Consider the following 18,168-nt stretch of genomic DNA (forward strand, 5'->3'; position numbering starts at 1 on the left):
CGGGGGCCGCTCGCGGGACGCGAAGCCTTTCAGGAACAGGGAGTTCGGCGTCAGTCGGGCACAGCAAGTTCGAACCACACCGTCTTACCGGTGGTGCCGGTCCGGGTGCCCCAGCGGAGGCAGCAGAGGGTGAGCAACTGGAGCCCGCGGCCGTTCTCGTCCTCGGGGCGCGCGGGGCGCTCGCGCGGCGGGTCGGGGAGCGGGTCGGAGACCTCGGCGCGCAGCACTCCCGGCCGGCCGGCGGGGCGTATCAGACGGACGCCGATGGGGCCGGTGGCGTGCTGGAGGGAGTTGGTGACCAGTTCGCTGACGAGCAGCACCGTCAGATCGGCCAGGGCGTCGAGCCCCCAGCGGCGCAGTCCGCCCCGGACGGCGCTGCGGGCGGTGCGTACGGCACCGGGTTCCGCGGGAAAGGTCCATTCGACGGTGGTGTCACCGGCGGCGGCCCTCGACCTCGCGCGACAGGCGGTGTGGCCGGTGCCGTCGCCTTCGTGGTCGAACACTTCCGATCACTTCCCAGGCCGACGAACCCACCCATGTCCGGTTTTCATGGGGTACTGGCCCCATACCCGATATCTGGGCCGCTGTACCGTAAAGCTTCAGTCCGCTTCGTCCACCGGGCGGGTGGGCTCCGCAAGGTCGGCCGCGCCGGCCGGGTGGGCCGCATCCCCGAGGTCCGCGGGGTCGGCGAGGTGCGCGAGGTGGGCGAGCACCGCCCGCACCGCCGGTACGTCCTGCTCCAGCCAGTGGACGTCCCAGATCTCCTCCGGCGTCAGCCAGCGCAGCGCGTCGTGGTCCTGAAGGGGCTTCGGGAGAGCGGAGCCGGGCAGCAGCCGGACGGTCCAGACCTGCAGCACGTAGGGCGCCCTGAGCGGCCACTCCCCCGGCACCCGGGCCAGCGTCTCGCTCTCCACGCCCAGTTCCTCACGGAGTTCACGTACCAGCGCGGCGTCGGGGGCCTCACCGGGTTCGACTTTCCCGCCGGGCAGCTCCCAGCGCCCCGCCAGCTCAGGGGGCGCACTACGGCGCGCGGCAAGCAGGCGGCGGGCGCCGTTGCCGTAGGGGAGACGGGGGCCGCAGGAACCCTGGGGACCGCCGGGACGGCTGTCACCGCCACCGTCGGCGCGCCCTGCGTCACCGCCGGCACGGCCTGCGTCACCGCCTGCACGGTCTGCGTCCCCGTCGCCGAGCAGGGCGGCGCCCACCACCACGATCCGTTCGGTCATGCACCGGAGCCTAGGGCCTCCGGTCAGCCGCGTGCGCCGCCGTCCCCGTTGTGCGGGTGGTGCCCGATCCGCTCGACCCAGTACAGCTGCTTGTGACCGCGGTCGTCGAGGCTGTCCGCGATCTTCTGGGCCTCCGCACGGGTGGCGTACCTGCCCACGCGGTAGCGATTGCCGTTGTCGTCCTGGCGTATGACGAGCCAGGGAAGAGAGACCGTGCCGTCGTTCATCGCGCCCCGCCCGCCCTTCCCGCTCCCGGCCCCGGCCGCACCCCGGCCACCGATAAGGAAACCGCAATCCGCATATGCCCGAGCCTACGCCCAACCTTCACGCAGCGAATACGGCTTCTCACAAGGAGGTACGCAACCGGCCAGGTGGGCGGGGGCGCACGCCGGTGAACGCGCCGTCCATGAGACCCAGTGCAACAGCTCGCGGGCGCGCCGGTGGCACCCCGTGCCACCTGCGGGAACGGCGGCGGAGGAGGAGGTGGGGAAGGCAGGCCGGAGGGGTGCGGTGCCGGGGGCAACTGCCCCGGGAGAGTGCTCTACTTCACGACCGGGCTATTTCCGGTGCATTACTTGACCGGCAAGTGGTATGCGACGCGGAAGCGGTCGGCCGGGACCACGACATCGGCCGTCTCGACGGGGCGGCCCGAGGCGTAGTAGGTGCGCTGGATGACGAGGACGACATGCCCGGGGACGCCACCCAGGGCGAGCAGTTCCTCGGCGAGGCCGGGGCGGGCGCCGACCTCCTCCGTCACGTTGTCCACGACGACATCGATGGCACGCATCCGCTCGACGACGCCCATGCCGCCGAGCGGCCCCTCCTCGGGCAGCATCACCGGGGTGCGGCCGGTGACGGCGAGGGGCTCCCAGGAGGTGGAGAGCATCATCGGCTCTCCCGCGTCCCGGAACACGTACCGCGTACACATCACGCGGTCGCCGGGCCGGACGGCGAGCCGCTCGGCGACGCTGCCGCTCGCCTCGGTCTGCTCGCTGCGCGACTCCCAGGTGCCGCGCACGGTCGCATCGGCCTGCTCCTGCCGGAAGGGCGTGGCACCGCCGGTGGAACGGAAGCCGGAGCGGGCGATGCTGCGGGGCACCGGCCGCTCGCGCACATACGTCCCCGAGCCCGAGCGGCCCTCCACCAGCCCCTCCGCCATGAGCACCTTGCGCGCCTCCAGGGCGACGGTGTCCGAGACGCCGTACTCCTGGCGGATCCGGGCCTGGGAGGGGAGGCGGGTGCGCGGGGGGAGCGAACCGTCGGCGATCTTCCTGCGGAGATCACCCGCGACCCGCAGATACGCCGGCTGCTCACCGAAAGTCACTGGCCGCTCCCATCAGCTTGTACAGACAGCAACAGACTGGCAACCGTATGTTGTCCCGTGCAAGCAAGGGCCAGGGAATCACTCGAAGTGATGACATCTGCCCGCAAGGGCGTTACCCAGGGACTTTCTCCCGCTACGGTGGCGATCACACCACTCGATCGGTGGACCGGCGGGGATCAGACCTGCAGGCCGGTGTCACCCCCACCGCTGTCACCGCCGGTGCTCCCGCCGCCGTCCCCGTCACCGCTGCCGTTCCCGCTCGACGGCGGGGTGGTAGCGAGCCCCAGGGCCTTGCGGGCGGTGACGGTCTTGCGGCCGTCGATGAGCTTGGCGGCCTTGTCGTAGTGCTTGTAGAAGGTATCGGCGTCCGACGCCTCGGCTGCCTTCCGCCACTCGGCCCGGCCGGAGTCGATGTCCTTGAGGAGCGCGTCGATGGGCTTGCGCGATGCGGACGGCCAGTTCCGCGCGCGCAGCAAGTCACCCTGCTCGCGGAGCGCGTCCGCGACCCGCCCGGCCCACGCCTTGTGCCCGGCGAGGTCGTCCTCGACGTACTCCTCGTCGGGCGCGGAGTCGAGGGCGAGATTGAGGACGTGCGCGGCCTTCAGATATGCGGCCTGGTCCGAGTCGAGGACGGTCTCGTCGTTGCGCAGCGAGCCGGTCAGGGTGCGGCCCTCGGTGGTGTTGCCGAACACACAGGTGACCTCGCGGTCCCCGGTGTCCCAGCTGTCGCGGGTCGGGGTGAAGTAGTAGATGTCGACGTTCGAGGGCAAGGCCCAGGAGTCCATCGCATAGGTGCCCTGGAGCTCGTAGCAGCGGTCGTCGGCGATATTGCCGATCTTGGTGTCGCCGGGGTAGGAGCTGTACCCGCGCACCGTGAAGACGCCGAACACCTCTCCGTCGTGCTCCCCGTCGCAGCGGACCTTGTCGACGTCGTAGTAGGTGTCGTCGGTCAGGGCGCCGCCGGGGGTGTCGAAGCACTCGCCCTTGGCGACCGACAGGCTGGTGCCGTTGTCGCGCACGCCGTCCTTGACGTCGTACCAGAAGTCCGCCATGCCCCCGGTGGCGAGCACCACGAGCAGCCCCAGGAGCGACAGCCCCGACAGCACGGACCCGATGACGGCCATGGCCGTCCCCCGCTGCCCCTTCTTGCGGATCTGCACGAGGGCGATCACCCCGAGCACCAGCCCCACCCCGGGCAGCACACAGCACAGCAGCCCGAGCACCAGCGACGCGATGGCGAAGCCGTTGACGGGGGCGACCTGGTTGTAGGGGCTGTAGCCCTGCTCCCAGGGCTGATAGGCGCCGGGCCCACCGGGCGGCGGCCCGTAGGACCCCTGCGGATAGCCGGGATAGCCGGGGTAAGAAGGCGTCGGCCCTTGCCCCGACGGCGGTGTCCCCGGCGGCACGAACGGATTGCCCCCGGCGGGAGCACCGGACGCAGGCGGCCCGTAAGCCCCGCCGCTGCTCCCATCGGTCCCATGGGTCCCGTGGGGATTCTCGGCGCCGTCCTGAGGAGTCCCGGGAGTGCGGAAGGGGTCAGGCTGGTGGGGCTCAGGGGACGGAGGTATGGACACGGGGACCGGGGCTCCAGGCGTGAGGGACGGCGGATACGCAGGCGCAGTACAGCAGACCGATGGAACTGATGGAACTGACGTACGACTGACTGGGCGCATCGTAAACACGGACGCCGCCCCTGACAGAACGTCACCGGCGTCCCGATCTACCCTGCCCCCATGACAACCATGCCGGACTGCTTCTGCCCCCAGGACGGTACCCGGGTCCCGGCGGGCTCGCTCACCTGGTGCTGCCCGCTCTGCCGCGGCCCGCTGGACCTGGATTTCTCCCCCACCCCGGCTCCGCTGAACGCCCTGACCGGCAGGGTCGGCTCACTGTGGCGCTACGCCGAGACGCTCCCCCTGGCCTCCCCCGCGGTGTCTCTCGGCGAGGGCCGCACCCCGCTGGTGCGGCTGACGGAGAACATCTCGGCGAAGCTGGACTTCCTGATGCCGACGTTGTCGTTCAAGGACCGGGGCGCGGTGCTGCTGGCGGAGCTGGCGAGGCAGTTGGAGCCGGACCGGGTGATCGCGGACAGCAGCGGCAACGCGGGCACGGCGATCGCCGCGTACTGCGCACGGGGACGGCTGCCCTGCACGGTGTACGTCCCTGAGGGCACGTCGGCCAAGAAGCTGGAGCAGATCGGGGCGCACGGCGCGCGGGTGACGGTGGTCGAGGGCGACCGGGAGGCGGCGGCGGAGGCGGCCAGGACGGCGGCGGACGAGCCGGGCACTTTCTACGCCTCGCACGTCTACAACCCGTACTTCCTGCACGGCACGAAGACATACGTCCATGAACTGTGGGAGGACCTGGGCGGCCGTCTCCCCGAGGTGATCGTCGTACCGGTGGGCAACGGCACGCTGCTGCTGGGCGCGGTGTTGGCTGTGGAGGAACTGCACTCGGCGGGCCTGCTGGACCGCCGCCCCGCCCTGTACGCGGTCCAGTCGGAGGCGGTGTCACCCCTGGCCCGGGCCTGGCAGGCCGGCGAGGACGCCCTCCCCGCTTCCCCGCCCTCACCCACCCCCGCCACCCTCGCCGAGGGCATCGCGATCCCTCGCCCGCCCCGAGCCCGCCAGATCCTGCGCGCGGTACGCAACTCGGGCGGCGAGTTCCTCACGGTCCCGGAGGAGGCCATCCGCGAGGCCCAACAGGACCTGGCCGCCCAGGGCCTGTACGTGGAACCGACGGCAGCGGTCTGCTGGGCAGCGGTACGCGAGGGCCAGGGCCCTCTGGGCAACCGCACCGCGGTCATCCCGCTGTGCGGGGCGGGGGCGAAGACGGGCATGGCGAAGGGGTAGTTCGCCGCCCGGGCGAGCCCCCGCGCCTCACCGTGCAGCCCCGCCCCATCAGGGACCCCGGGAAATTGCACCGGATGCCGCTGACCTCGCCGACACCCGTCGCACGTCCCTTGCCTCGCCTCCGCACCGTTGAACCACCGCTTGCAACAGGACCGAGAGGCGACGTGTCCACGGCCGCTGACCACAAGCGCGCTGCAATCCACGCACCGGACCGCCCGCCCGCTACGCGGCCAGCCGACGGATTCCCGCCCTCGCCAGAGGCCCCGCCGTGGCCTGGATCCCGACGACCTCGACGGCGACGCCCCACGCCTCAAGCATCTTGGCCGTCTGCACCAGGGTGACCTGGGAGAACGGGAACAGCGTGTCGGCGGTCAGGTCGGCTCCGCTCTTCAGCAGGATCGCGAAGACGACCTTCGACGGCCGGAAACCCTCCGGCAGGGCCCGGCCGGGCCGGGCCGCGGCCACCTTCCGGGCGAACCCGTCCGCGGCCTCCGGCGAGTGCAGCAGGGTCTGTACGGCGACCACGGCCTGGCCGAACAGATGGCTCAGCGCGTCGGAACCCTTGGCCCGCTTCACCATGACCAGGACGTTGTCCGGGCTCAGCAGGTCGCAGATCTCCACTCCGTTGCCCCGGTGCAGCGCGGTCCGGACGTTGTCACGGTCGAAGCAGACGTAACCGGGCCGCAGGTCGGGCGCCAACTCGTTGTAATCCCGCTCCGTGTCCCCGAGCACCCAGGCCGGAAGGTCGACCGAGGGCGTGCCGGTGATGAGCCGCTCCACCTGCGAACGGATCGCCTCCAGGTACGCCTCGCCGATCTCGTACCACTGCCCGTCCAGCAGGAAGAACCGGCGGGCGCCGAGCGCCACCTCCGCTTCAAGCCAGTGCAGCACGTGTGACGTCCAGATGACGTCACTCCTCTCTGCCCGGGTGTGCGAGTAGAGAGCGACCGCGCCGTCCCGGAGTGCGGCGACGCGCGTTCCGGGACGCTGCACGCGTGCGCGGTCGAGGACGTACTCCAGGCTGAAGTCGTCGGTGAGGTGAGCCTCCGGGCTGTTGACCTTGGTGGCGAACGCCTGGGCGGCGGAGTAGTCGTCCCAGTGGTCGGAGGGGACGGCGACCGCGATACGTCCGTCCGGCTCCTCGCCGAGCATGTCGTCGAGCCGCTCTTCCAGCCGCGTGACGAGGTCGCCGTCCTTGATGGGGACGATGTGCTCGACGAATTCCAGTGCCGGGCTGGGGTCCTCGTCCCGGAGAACACGGGCGATGGCCCGGATGTCCGCGACCAGGTCCGCGGCGTCGACGCCGAGCCGCATCCGCAGCCCGGTACCGCCCTCGACGCTGGAGATCTTCGTACGGTTGTCCTGGCCGATCGTGAGCTGGATCCCGTCCAGCCGACCGCCCAGCCGACGCACGATCTGCGCGTGCTCCTGGACGCCCAGGCTCCAGACCGGAGTGCCACCGGGCACAAGGGTGATGTCGGTCCGTCCGCCGCCCGGCGTATGGGAGACCAGGTCCCGGATCTGGGCGGGATCCACCCTGCGGATCACGAAACTCAGCCCGAACCGCCGGTCCTTGACACGGTCGGGCACCAGGCGGAACCCCTGGTCGTAGCCGATGGCGTACACCTCGCCGTCGACCGCGAGCATCAGCAGCCCGGCCGACCGGTTCACCGGCCGCGACACCTCGCACCCGGTCGTGCGGTTGATCTCGCCGCACCAAGGCGCGACCGACTGCTCGAAGCTGCCCGTGACGAGCAGCGCCGGAACCCCCAACCACTCCTCGGGGAAGTCCAGTTCCGCGCCAACGGCGTCAAGACGAACGGGATCGAGGACTTCGAACATCGCATCGGTCGTGGGAGCGACGCCCGTGAGCCGGTACAGGGTGCGCTTGGAGGTGCTGGAGGTGTTCGTCGCCATGGTGCCGCTCCGTTCCAGGGTGTTGTGGGCAGGGGGATGCCTGGGAGCCCCGGGGAAGCCGGGGTGCGGGGTGAAAGCACCTCCAGTAGAGCGCTAACTGAAAGCACTGTCAAACACTTCACATCGCTTGGGCGCCGGTATAGAGTGGGGGCCGTCCCGCACACCCGCCCTACGTCACCGGCAGGAGCCCATGAACCAGCAGGCCAGTGCCCTCGTGACCGCCGCCGACATCTCCCGGCTGGCCGGTGTCACCCGCGCCACGGTGAGCAACTGGCGTCGTCGGCACCCGGACTTCCCCACCCCGGCGGGAGGCACGGACACCAGCCCGACCTACGACCTGGACGCCGTACGCGCCTGGCTCTCCGCCCGTGGCCAACTCCCCGAGGACACACCGGCGGACGAACTTCGCACCGCGCTGCGCAGCAGCCCCGGCGACGGTGGATTGGCCCTACGTCTGCTCCCCGCGGTACTCGCAGCCGCCCGGCTGGGCCGGGAAGAGCGCAAGGCCCTCCCCGAACTACGTGACGACGCAATGCTGCGATGGGTCCGGTCGGCCGCGGACGACGGGGCCGACGACATCCCCGGGATCAAGGACCCCACATACAGCGCCGATACGACAGGGCCGCTGAGAGCCTTGCTGCGATGCGTCGTCATGGATGGCGCCGAGGCCGCGACGGATGTCCTGGCCGAACGCCTGCTGGAGGACACAGGGGCCACCGGCACCTACCCCACACCACGCCCCTTGGCCGACCTCATGGCCCAACTCCTGATCGACAGCACGGGCGCCTTCCCCGCGAGCGTTCTCGACCCCGCGTGCGGCACCGGATCGCTGCTCGCCGCGGCAGCATCCGCGGGCGCGACCGAACTGCACGGCCAGGACGTCCTGGTCGCCCAGGCCGCCCAGGCCGCCGTGCGCCTCCGGCTGAGCGCTCCCAAGGCAGCAATCTCCGTACGCACGGGGGACAGCCTGCGCTCCGACGCCTTCAAGGGCCTCACCGCAGAGGCCGTCCTGTGCAATCCCCCGTACGGGGTCCGTGACTGGGGGCACGAGGATCTGGCGTACGACCAGCGCTGGGCCTACGGCGTGCCGCCCAAGGGCGAGCCCGAACTCGCCTGGGTCCAGCACTGTCTGGCCCACCTCGCGCCCCGCAGCCGTGCCGTACTTCTCATGCCGCCCGCCGTCGCGGAGCGCACTGCCGGCCGGCGTATCCGGGCTCAGCTCGTACGTGACGGAGCCCTCCGCGCAGTCGTCTCGCTGCCCCCGGGCGCGGCCACCCCACTCCACATCGGCCTGCACCTGTGGGTGCTCGAACGGCCCGGTCCCGATCCGCAGGCTGAAGCCCCCGGGACAGTCCTGCTCGTCGATGCCGCCGCTTCCGAGAGCCGGAACCTCGACTGGGCTGCCATCAACGACACCGTGCTCTCGACGTGGCGGCCGTACCTCGCCGACCAGGACGGTTTCACTGGAGCCCCGGGCATCGCCGGCGCCGTGCCGATCACCGACCTCCTCGATGAGGCCGTGGATCTGACTCCGGCCCGCCACATCCGTACGGCTTCCCGGCAGACCCTTCGCCCCGCCCTGCTGGCACGGCAGGCATCGGAGCTGTATGACCAACTACAGCAAGCCGCAAGGGACCTGGGCGCCCTCAGCACCGACGGCGACTGGCCACCGGCCGACGACCGGCCCCGAGAGTGGCGCACCGCAACGGTCGCGGATCTCCTACGCGGCGGCGCTCTCAGTCTGCTTCGCGCCGCGCCCACAGGCCGCCGGACCCGTAGCGGCGAACCGCGACCACAGCCCGAGCTGGAACTCGTCGGACGGCCGACACTCACGGCTACCGACGTCATGAAGAACCGGCCCGCCTCCGGAACGAAACCGCACTTTGCCACTGACGCCGTCCTCACCTCGGTCCAGGAAAGTGACGTGCTGCTCACAGAGATGCTCCATGCGGGGCGCACCGCCGTAGCCCGGGTCGTCGAGCCGGGCGAGGCAGGCTGCTTCCTAGGGCCCCACCTGCTGCTCTTCCGCCCGGATCGGCGTCGCCTCGATCCCTGGTTCCTGGCCGGATTCCTCGCAGCGGAGCAGAACGTCAACGCCGCGGCCACCGGCTCATCCATCGTCCGGGTGGACCCCCGACGGCTACGCGTTCCACTGCTCCCGCTCGCCGAGCAGCAGCGCTACGGCGCCGCCTTCCGCCGCCTGCACGAGCTACGTACCGCCGCCCGCCGTGCCGACCAGGCCGCCGAGGAGGTCACACGTCTCCTCAGTACCGGACTCACCGGCGGCGCGCTGTTGCCGCACGGTCACGGATCGGCGTGAAACGTGCGCCACTGCACCGTGAACGACCAGACTTGACGTCTCTGTCCCGCTGGGACGGCGAACACCGGAAGGACTCCGTTGAACAGCAGTAAGCACACGGAACTGGCGAACCATGCGTGGTCGGTCGCGGACCTCCTGCGCGGCGACTACAAGCAGTCCGACTACGGCAAGGTGATCCTGCCGTTCACCGTGCTGCGGCGCCTGGAGTGTGTCCTCGCCCCGACCAAGGACAAGGTCCTGGAGGTCGCCGCCCGCTTCGAGGGCCAGGACATCAACCCCGACCGCTTCCTGCGCAAGGCGTCCGGCCACAGCTTCTACAACACCAGCACGTACACGCTGAAGGCGATCGCGGGTGACCCCTCGCACGCGGCGAAGTACCTCAACGAGTACTACGGCGCCTTCTCCCCCAACGCGCGGGAAGTGCTGGAGCGGTACGAGTTCGCCCAGCAGATCAAGCGGCTGGACGCAGCGAACCTGCTGTACCAGGTGGTCGGACGGTTCGCCGACCTCGACCTGCGGCCTTTGAAGAGGGACGCCGACGGCAATCTCGTCCTCGACGAAGAAGGCCGACCGATCGAGATCGTCACCAACCACCAGATGGGTTACATCTTTGAGGAGCTGATCCGGCGTTTCGCCGAGCAGTCCAACGAGACGGCCGGTGAGCACTTCACTCCGCGGGAAGTCATCCGGTTGATGGTCAATCTGCTCATCGCACCGGACAGCGACGCGCTGGCCCTTCCCGGCACCGTCCGCACAATCATGGACCCGGCCTGCGGGACCGGCGGCATGCTCAGCGCGGCCGAGGAGCGCATCTCCGCCCACAACCCGGACGCCACGGTCAAGGTCTTCGGTCAGGAACTCAATCCCGAGTCCTGGGCCATCTGCCGGTCGGACATGATGATCAAGGGTCAGGGCCCGGAGAACATCAAGTTCGGCAACTCCTTCAGCGACGACGGCCACGCCGGAGCCACCTTCGACTACCTGCTGGCCAACCCACCGTTCGGCGTCGAGTGGAAAAAGGTCAAGGACGCGGTCGAGGAGGAACACGAACGCCTCGGAGAGAGCGGACGGTTCGGGGCCGGTCTGCCACGCATCAACGACGGCTCGCTGCTCTTCCTCCAGCACATGATCTCGAAGATGAAGCCGGTGGACGCGTCGGGGTCGGGCGGCAGCCGGATCGCGATCGTCTTCAACGGCTCCCCGCTGTTCACGGGGGCGGCCGAGTCGGGCGAGTCCAAGATCCGGCAGTGGATCCTGGAGAACGACTGGTTGGAGGGCATCGTGGCCCTGCCCGACCAGCTCTTCTACAACACCGGCATCTCCACGTACTTCTGGGTACTCAGCAACCGCAAGGCCAGGGACAGGCGAGGCAAGGTCGTCCTGCTAGACGCGCGCGACTACTGGCGCAAGATGCGGAAGTCGCTCGGCGACAAGCGCAAGGAACTGGGCGAGCAGCACATCTCCGAAATCACGAGGCTCTACACGGAGGCGCTGGCGGTCGTCGACGCGGCGGAAAAGGGCGGCGGTCACGACCTGGCCGACCGGGCCGGGAAGATCAAGGTCTTCCGCAACGAGGACTTCGGATATCACCGGATCACCGTCGAACGGCCGTTGAAGCTCCGGTTCGAGGTGACGGAGGAGACGTTGGCGGCCCTCACCGCATCCAGGCCGATCGCACGCGCCACGGACGCCGAGACATTCGTGGCGGCGCTGCGCCCGCTGGTCGGCAAGTCCTGGACGACGAAGTCCGACGCGTGGATCGACCTCAAGGACGCGATGGTCACGGCCGGCCTGCTGTGGCCTACGGGCGCGCCGTTCGGCAAGGCGTTGCGGGAGGCGGTCGGCGTCCGGGACCCGGAGGGCGAGGTCCAGCGCATCAAGGGCGAGCCGGAGCCGGACCCGGACCTGCGGGACTACGAGAACGTGCCGCTGGAGGAGGACGTGGAGGAATACCTGCGGCGCGAGGTGCTGCCGCATGTGCCGGACGCGTGGATCGACCACAGCAAGACGAAGATCGGGTACGAGATCCCGTTCACACGGCATTTCTATGTGTACAAGCCGCCGCGGCCGTTGGCAGAGATCGACGCGGAATTGAAGGGCCTTGAGGCCGAGATCCAGGCGCTTCTTGGGGAGGTGACGGAATGAGCACCGTGCGTCTGCGACACCTCGCTGACGTCAATCCATTGACGCCTGCTTTCGATCGCCTTACGAACGAGGAGGAGCTCACTTTCCTCCCCATGGAAGCTGTATGGCCTGGAGAAAGACTAGACATCTCACGGCGCCGGACCAAAGCGTCCGTTGCCACTGGCTATACCCGTTTCCAGGACGGCGATGTACTTGTACCGAAGATCACGCCCACATTCGAGGCCGGACGGGCAGTGCTAATTGACGGCCTCCATCGAGGCGTGGGCACCGGGAGCACGGAGCTTCATGTACTCCGCCCAGGGCCGCTCATCGATCCACGGTTCCTTTTGCACGTAGTGAACACACACAGTTTCCTCAAAAAGGGGGAAGCGGAGATGTACGGCGTTGCGGGCCAGCAGCGCGTACCGGACGCCTTCCTGCGTGACCTGCCAGTGGATCTACCGCCGCTGGAGGAACAACGCCGCATCGCCGACTTCCTCGATGCCGAGGCCGCTCGCGTTGAGGCCCTTGCCTCCAGAAGAAACAGTCAGATTGAGGGGTTGGCCGAACGCGAGTTGGCTCTCATCGTCGACATGCTGTCGGGTAGCATCAACGGCGCAAATGGGAAATCAACTGGCTGGCCGTGGCTTCCTAAGATCCCTGCCGAATGGTCAGTTGGACCTGTATACGCATATTTTGCGACGGAACTCGGCAAGATGCTTAATGCAGACCGAGCTAGCGGTCCGGAGCAGCGGCCGTACCTGCGGAACGCCAATGTGCATTGGTACACGATTGAAACCGATGACCTGGCAACAATGGATTTTTCGGCAGATGAAGTAAGTCGCTATTCGGTGAGGCAAGGAGATCTTTTGGTCTGCGAAGGCGGAGCAGGGGTCGCGGAAGCCGCTGTTTGGGACGGCAGATTGCAGGAGTGCTACTTCCAAAAGTCACTCCACCGGGTGCGTCGAGCCGGGCCGGTGCCAGTCGAGTGGCTCATGTACTGGCTGCGACTTGCCAAGGCCTGTGGGGTTTTTGAAGCCGAGGGGAACATCGCAACGATTCCTCACCTCACCGGAGAACAACTACGGCAGTACAGAATCCCGATCCCGGTTGACGGCGACTCGCTCGTCAAGAGGACCAGCCAGGCGATCGCGATGCTGACATCAGTCCGCACAAAACTGAGGCAGGCACAAGCTCTCCTCGCCGAGCGGCACCAAGCCCTGATCACCGCCGCCGTCACCGGCCAGATCGACGTGTCCACTGCCAGCGGACGAGGGATCGAGGAATGATCGCGCCATGAGCCCCGCCGCGCCTCACCGTCCGATGCCGTTCATCAGCCGTGTCCGAATCGACAACTACAAATCCATCGCTCATTGCGATGTGACACTAGGCCGGTTCACCGTACTGCTCGGGCTGAACGCCGCAGGTAAGTCGAACTTCCTCGACGCCCTGCGCTTCGTTCGCGACGCACTGGTGAAGGGCCCAGAGGCGGCCGTGGCGGCGCACGGCGGGTGGGGGGAGGTGCTCCGCAGGGTCCCTGAGACGGCGACCTCCTTCACTATCGGTGTCGAGTTTCAACTGGACCTGATCGAAGACGAGCCGGGGCCCTGGATCGGGCGGTACGAGATCACCCTCGCGCCTCTGCCCGCGTCCGGGGCGGGCCGGGACGCAGGGCCTGGTGTCCGTATCCAGCGTGAGCTCTGCGAGATGTACCGCCCGGACGCCAAGGGCGACACCGACACCGAGCACTTCCTAGAGCGAGACCGCACAGAGAAGGGGCGCCGTCACCGTTTGATGGGGCTTTCACGCATCGCTGACGATGAGCCGTACCTCGACCTCCACGTGGCTCTCGCGAAGATGTTCTTCTATAGCCCTGACCTGTCCAGTCTCCGTGAGGCCCGCCCCAACGCCCCGACCGCCGGAGCCCTGGGTGAAGACGGCGGCGACCTCGGCCCGGCCCTGGCCGCGCTCGGGGACCAAGAACGTGACCGTATCTCGCAGTACCTCGGGGTGATCGTGCCCGGTGTCGTCGAGGTCGGTCCCACGGACCCCTCCGCCGACTACATCGCGGCGCGGATCAGCTTCGCCACCGACGGCGAGAACGAACCTCACATTTTCCGAGCCGAGTCCATGTCGGAAGGGACCATCCGTGCCATCGGCTTGCTGACCGCGCTCTTCCAACCCAACACTCACGACGGCTGGGGCCGGATTCCGCTCATCGCCGTCGAAGAGCCAGAACTCGCCCTGCACCCGCTCGCGGCCGGAGCCCTCTACGACGCGCTCACGGAAGCAAGCGAGCACGTACAAGTCCTTGCCACCACGCAGAGCGCGGAGCTGTTCGACCGCAAGGAGGCCGATCTGTCGGCCATCCGCGTGGTCGCCGCCGAGCACGGGGTGACGGTGATCGGCGAAGTGGACCCGGTGAGCCGGTCGATCGTGGCCGACGGCCTGGCGACCACGGCCGAACTGCTGCGCTCTGACCAGTTGCGCCCGGTCGTCGAGCCCCTGGAACAGCCGTCCGATCAGCCGGAGGACGAGGAGTGAACCACCCGAGGGTCACTATCGCCTCCGTCGTCGAGGGTGAGGGCGAGATCAGCGCGCTGCCCGTGCTCCTCCGGCGGCTGATGTACGAGGCGGAGATCTGGGACGCGGACATCCAGCCGCCCTTCCTCGTCGACCGCGGCCGACTCGTCCGGCCGGGCGGGTTGGAAGCCGCCGTAGAGGCCCAGGCCCGACGCGTACCCGCCGACCACCCGGGCGGCATCCTCGTCGTGATCGACGCCGACGACGACTGCCCGGCAAGCCTCGGGCCCGCGCTGCTGGCCCGCGCCGAAGCGACGCGCCCGGACCGCCGGACGGCCGTCGTGCTGGCGAACAGGGAGTTCGAGGCGTGGTTCCTCGCGTCGGCGCCCTCGCTCGGCGGCCGGGCTGGTCTCGCCGAGCAGTTGGAGGTCCCGGCCAACAGCGAGACGTTACGCGATTGCAAGGGCTGGCTGACCCACCACCGGCGCGACGGCGTACGGTACCGCCCCCGCGTGGACCAGGCGGCACTGACCCAAGACATGGATCTCGACCTTGCCCGCACCAACTCATCCTCGTTCGACAAGTTCTGCCGCGACATCACGTATCTGGTCACCGGAAAGCGGGGGGAATAGCCGCTCATGTCCGTCCACGACGAAGCAGCATTCGGGAACGCCATAGTCGCCGCCATGCTGGAGCGCGGTTGGGGTGAGGGAAGCCAGTCCCACTACCAAGCCCACCTCGGCCTGGACACCGGCGAGCTCTTCGAGTTCATCGGCAAGACCCAAGCCGACGACTGGAGCGAGCTGATCGCCCTCTACGGCGGGGATCCCAACATCGCCCAGGCCGGGTTCGCCAAGCGTGTGGACCAGGCGATCGGCACCGACGGTGTGCTGGACGTACTCCGCAAGGGCGTGAAGGACCACGGCATCCTGATCAGACTCGCGTACTTCAAGCCGTCGCTCGTCGTGTCGGACGCGGTCCTGGACGACTACCGGGCGAACCGGCTGACCTTCGTGAAGGAGTTGCAGTACGCGACGAAGCAGGCGGACAAGGGCAACGAGCTGGACCTCACCCTGTTCCTCAACGGAATCCCGCTCGCCACCGCCGAGTTGAAGAACGGCCTGACCCGTCAGGGGGCGGAGCACGCCAAGGAGCAGTACCGTACCAAGCGTGACCCGACCGAGCTGATCTTCACGCGCCGCGTCATCGCGAACTTCGCCGTGGACACGGACGTGGTCTACGTCGCGCCCGAACTGCGCGGCAAGCTGACCCGGTTCCTGCCGTTCAACACTGGATCGGATGGCCCGGGAAAGCCCGGCGGCGCCGGCAATCCGCGCCCCACCGTGCCCGGGACCTACGCCACCTCCTACCTCTGGGAGCAGATCTGGGAGCGGGACACCTGGCTTGACCTGATGGAGCGGTTCGTACACCTGAGCAAGGAGAAGGGCCCGGACGGGCGGACCCGTAAGAAGCTGATCTTCCCGCGCTACCACCAGTGGGACATAGTCAAGAAGCTCGCCGGTCACGCGGCCCGCCACGGCGCCGGTCATAACTACCTCGGCATGGCCTCCGCCGGCTCCGGCAAGTCGAACACCATCGGATGGCTGGCGCACCGCCTGTCGTCGCTGCACACGCCCACCGATCCGGACGAGATCGACCCCGATGCCCTGGCCGCAGGACTCAAGCCGGGCGCGCCCGTCTTCGACAAGGTCGTGATCATCACCGACCGCCGCAATCTCGACGCCCAACTCCGCGAGACCGTCGGCAGTTTCGAGAAGACCGCCGGTCTGGTGGTGAAGATCGACGAGAAGCACGGTGCGAAGTCCGACCAGCTCGCCAAGGCGCTGTCCCGCGAGACGGGGAAGATCATCACCGTCACGCTGCACACCTTCCCGGCCCTCATTGACTACCTGCGCCGCAACCCCACCGAGATCCAGGGCCACAACTTCGCGATCATCGTGGACGAGGCGCACTCCTCCCAGTCCGGCGACGCCGCCACGGCTGTCCGCGCGGCACTGCGTGACCTCGGCCTGGACTCGGACTCCGACGAGGCCGGGGCCACCAAGCTGGAAGCGGAGGCCACCACCGATACCGCGCTCATCCGCAAAGCCACCCAGCGCAGCAAGGCCTCGAACCTCTCCTACTTCGCCTTCACGGCCACGCCCAAGGCCAAGACCCTCGAACTCTTCGGCACCCTGGAGAGCGTCAACGGCAAGCCGACGTACGTCCCCTTCCACACGTACTCGATGCGCCAGGCCATCGAGGAAGGCTTCATCCTCGACCCCCTGCGCACCTACGTCACGTACAACACGTACTGGAAGCTGGTGAACAAGAACCCGGACGAGCGCAGGGTGGACCCGTCCAAGGCGAATCCGCTGCTCGCCCGGTACGCGCTCACGCACGACTCCACCGTGACGCAGCAGGCGCAGGTGATCGTCGAGCACTTCCGCACGCACACCGCCGGTCGACTCGGCGGGCGTGCCAAGGCCATGGTGGTGACGGCCTCCCGGCACAGCGCCGTGCAGATGGCCCGCCACATCAGGAGGTACATCGACGACCAGGCGTACGCCGACCCCGGCGTCCTGGTCGCGTTCTCCGGCACCCTGACGTACGACGGCGAGGAGACCACCGAGCCGAAGGAGAACGGCGGCCTCGCCGAGTCCGCGCTGCCGAAGGCGTTCGCGTACACACGCAAGGACGACAAGGCCGTACGCACCGGCGCGAAGACGACGCAGCGTGAGTACCGCATCCTGGTCGTCGCCGAGAAGTACCAGACCGGCTTCGACCAGCCGCTGCTCACCACGATGTACGTGAACAAGAAGCTCGCGGGCATCAGCGCCGTGCAGACCCTCTCCCGCCTGAACCGCACCGCCGACCGCAAGTCGCAGGCGGACCTGGCCGTACTGGACTTCGTCAACGACGCCGAGGACATCAAGGCGTCCTTCGTCCCGTACTTCGAGGAGGCGAACACCCTTCCCTCCGATCCCAACCTTCTCTACATCGCGCAGAGCGCGGTCATGAAACCCGACATCCTCGTCGAGGAGGAGATGCGGGAGTTCGCCGACGCCTATCTGGCGGCCGAGAAGAAGGCGGCGGGCTCGGTGGCCCGCTGGGAGAAGCTACACGCCGAGCTGTACCGGCACCTCGGCCCCGCCGTCGAGCGGTTCACCGAGTTGCTGGACCGCAAGGACGAGGCCGGCGACCCCGACGAGGACGCCGCCGAGGCCGCTGAGCAGTTCCGCGCGGATCTCAACGACTACGTGCGGAAGTACGGCTTCCTCTCGCAGATCGTGCCCTACCGCGACGCCGACCTCGAATGCCTCTACCTCTACGGCCGCCACCTGCTCAACCGTCTGCCGCGGCGCGGGGACGGCGGCGTGGACATAGGGGACGTCGATCTCAGTCACCTGCGCATCCAGAAAACCGGCAAGCACGACCTCTCCCTGACCGCCGAGGGGGCGGCGGAGCTGCGCGGCTTCGGCGAAGGTTCGGGCGGCGCCAAGGAGCAGGAGAAGTCGCTGCTGTCGGAGCTGATCGAGAAGTTCAACGACAAGTTCGGCACCGACTTCACCGAGCAGGACGTCATCACGCCGTTCTCCGAGGCGAAGGCGGACCCGAAGGTCCGTGCCGCCGCCGTCAACGACGAGGAGAACTTCGGGCTCGTCTTCGACGAGGTCTTCGAGGACAAGATGGCCGAGCACATCGACACCATCGCCGACATGGGACGGCAATACTTCAGCCACGACGACAGCTTCAAGCAGTCGCTCAACCAGAGTGCCCGCCGGGCGGCTTGGCGGATGATCCGCCGGGAGGAGAACATCGACGACGAGGCGGCCTGACCCGCCCGCTGTCCCGCCCCTCCCAGCAGACCGTTCCGCCGGG

13 protein-coding genes are annotated in these 18,168 nt (G+C 68.6%); 7 read left to right on the forward strand and 6 right to left on the reverse strand.

Going from position 1 to position 18,168, the window contains the following annotated elements:
- Positions 1-50: 50 nt before the first annotated feature.
- The 5 genes from ACSYGN_RS14185 to ACSYGN_RS14205 all read right to left on the reverse strand — a co-directional run bounded on the left by ACSYGN_RS14185 (position 51) and on the right by ACSYGN_RS14205 (position 3,956).
- Positions 51-503, reverse strand: a complete 453-nt coding sequence (locus tag ACSYGN_RS14185) for an ATP-binding protein (RefSeq protein ID WP_460395487.1) — start codon at positions 501-503, stop codon at positions 51-53.
- Between the two features lie 96 nt (positions 504-599).
- A complete protein-coding gene (locus tag ACSYGN_RS14190; RefSeq protein WP_460403454.1) occupies positions 600-1,040 on the reverse strand; it encodes an NUDIX domain-containing protein in 441 nt (146 codons plus the stop codon).
- A gap of 209 nt (positions 1,041-1,249) precedes the next feature.
- Positions 1,250-1,453 carry an SPOR domain-containing protein gene (locus tag ACSYGN_RS14195; RefSeq protein WP_460395489.1) on the reverse strand — a complete coding sequence of 68 codons (204 nt, stop codon included), beginning with the start codon at positions 1,451-1,453 and terminating at the stop codon, positions 1,250-1,252.
- Positions 1,454-1,797: 344 nt separating this feature from the next.
- The gene (locus ACSYGN_RS14200) at positions 1,798-2,550 is read right to left on the reverse strand and encodes a GntR family transcriptional regulator (protein WP_460395491.1); all 753 of its coding nucleotides are present in this window, start codon (positions 2,548-2,550) and stop codon (positions 1,798-1,800) included.
- 176 nt (positions 2,551-2,726) lie between these two features.
- Positions 2,727-3,956 carry a DUF4190 domain-containing protein gene (locus ACSYGN_RS14205; RefSeq protein ID WP_460395493.1) on the reverse strand — a complete coding sequence of 410 codons (1,230 nt, stop codon included), beginning with the start codon at positions 3,954-3,956 and terminating at the stop codon, positions 2,727-2,729.
- Between the two features lie 327 nt (positions 3,957-4,283).
- Between ACSYGN_RS14205 and ACSYGN_RS14210 the strand changes: the two genes are divergently transcribed.
- Positions 4,284-5,402, forward strand: a complete 1,119-nt coding sequence (locus ACSYGN_RS14210) for a threonine synthase (protein ID WP_460395495.1) — start codon at positions 4,284-4,286, stop codon at positions 5,400-5,402.
- A 222-nt stretch (positions 5,403-5,624) separates the two neighbouring features.
- Here ACSYGN_RS14210 and ACSYGN_RS14215 read toward each other — a convergent pair whose 3' ends face one another.
- Entirely contained in the window at positions 5,625-7,319 is a 1,695-nt protein-coding gene (locus tag ACSYGN_RS14215) for a TIGR04141 family sporadically distributed protein (RefSeq protein WP_460395497.1), read from the reverse strand.
- A 190-nt stretch (positions 7,320-7,509) separates the two neighbouring features.
- Between ACSYGN_RS14215 and ACSYGN_RS14220 the strand changes: the two genes are divergently transcribed.
- The 6 genes from ACSYGN_RS14220 to ACSYGN_RS14245 all read left to right on the forward strand — a co-directional run bounded on the left by ACSYGN_RS14220 (position 7,510) and on the right by ACSYGN_RS14245 (position 18,125).
- A complete protein-coding gene (locus ACSYGN_RS14220; protein WP_460395499.1) occupies positions 7,510-9,639 on the forward strand; it encodes an N-6 DNA methylase in 2,130 nt (709 codons plus the stop codon).
- 78 nt (positions 9,640-9,717) lie between these two features.
- A complete protein-coding gene (locus ACSYGN_RS14225) occupies positions 9,718-11,784 on the forward strand; it encodes a type I restriction-modification system subunit M (RefSeq protein WP_460395501.1) in 2,067 nt (688 codons plus the stop codon).
- A complete protein-coding gene (locus ACSYGN_RS14230; protein WP_460395503.1) occupies positions 11,781-13,052 on the forward strand; it encodes a restriction endonuclease subunit S in 1,272 nt (423 codons plus the stop codon). Before ACSYGN_RS14225 ends, ACSYGN_RS14230 begins: the two co-directional genes overlap by 4 nt.
- Positions 13,053-13,059: 7 nt before the next feature.
- The gene (locus ACSYGN_RS14235; protein ID WP_460395505.1) at positions 13,060-14,307 is read left to right on the forward strand and encodes an AAA family ATPase; all 1,248 of its coding nucleotides are present in this window, start codon (positions 13,060-13,062) and stop codon (positions 14,305-14,307) included.
- Positions 14,304-14,918, forward strand: a complete 615-nt coding sequence (locus ACSYGN_RS14240) for a DUF4276 family protein (RefSeq protein ID WP_460395507.1) — start codon at positions 14,304-14,306, stop codon at positions 14,916-14,918. The genes ACSYGN_RS14235 and ACSYGN_RS14240 overlap by 4 nt, the downstream gene beginning before the upstream one ends.
- Positions 14,919-14,924: 6 nt before the next feature.
- Positions 14,925-18,125 (forward strand): type I restriction endonuclease subunit R, encoded by a 3,201-nt coding sequence (locus ACSYGN_RS14245; RefSeq protein ID WP_460395509.1) that lies wholly within the window; start codon positions 14,925-14,927, stop codon positions 18,123-18,125.
- Positions 18,126-18,168 lie beyond the last annotated feature (43 nt).

The sequence above is a fragment of the Streptomyces sp. YIM S03343 genome (genome assembly GCF_054729195.1).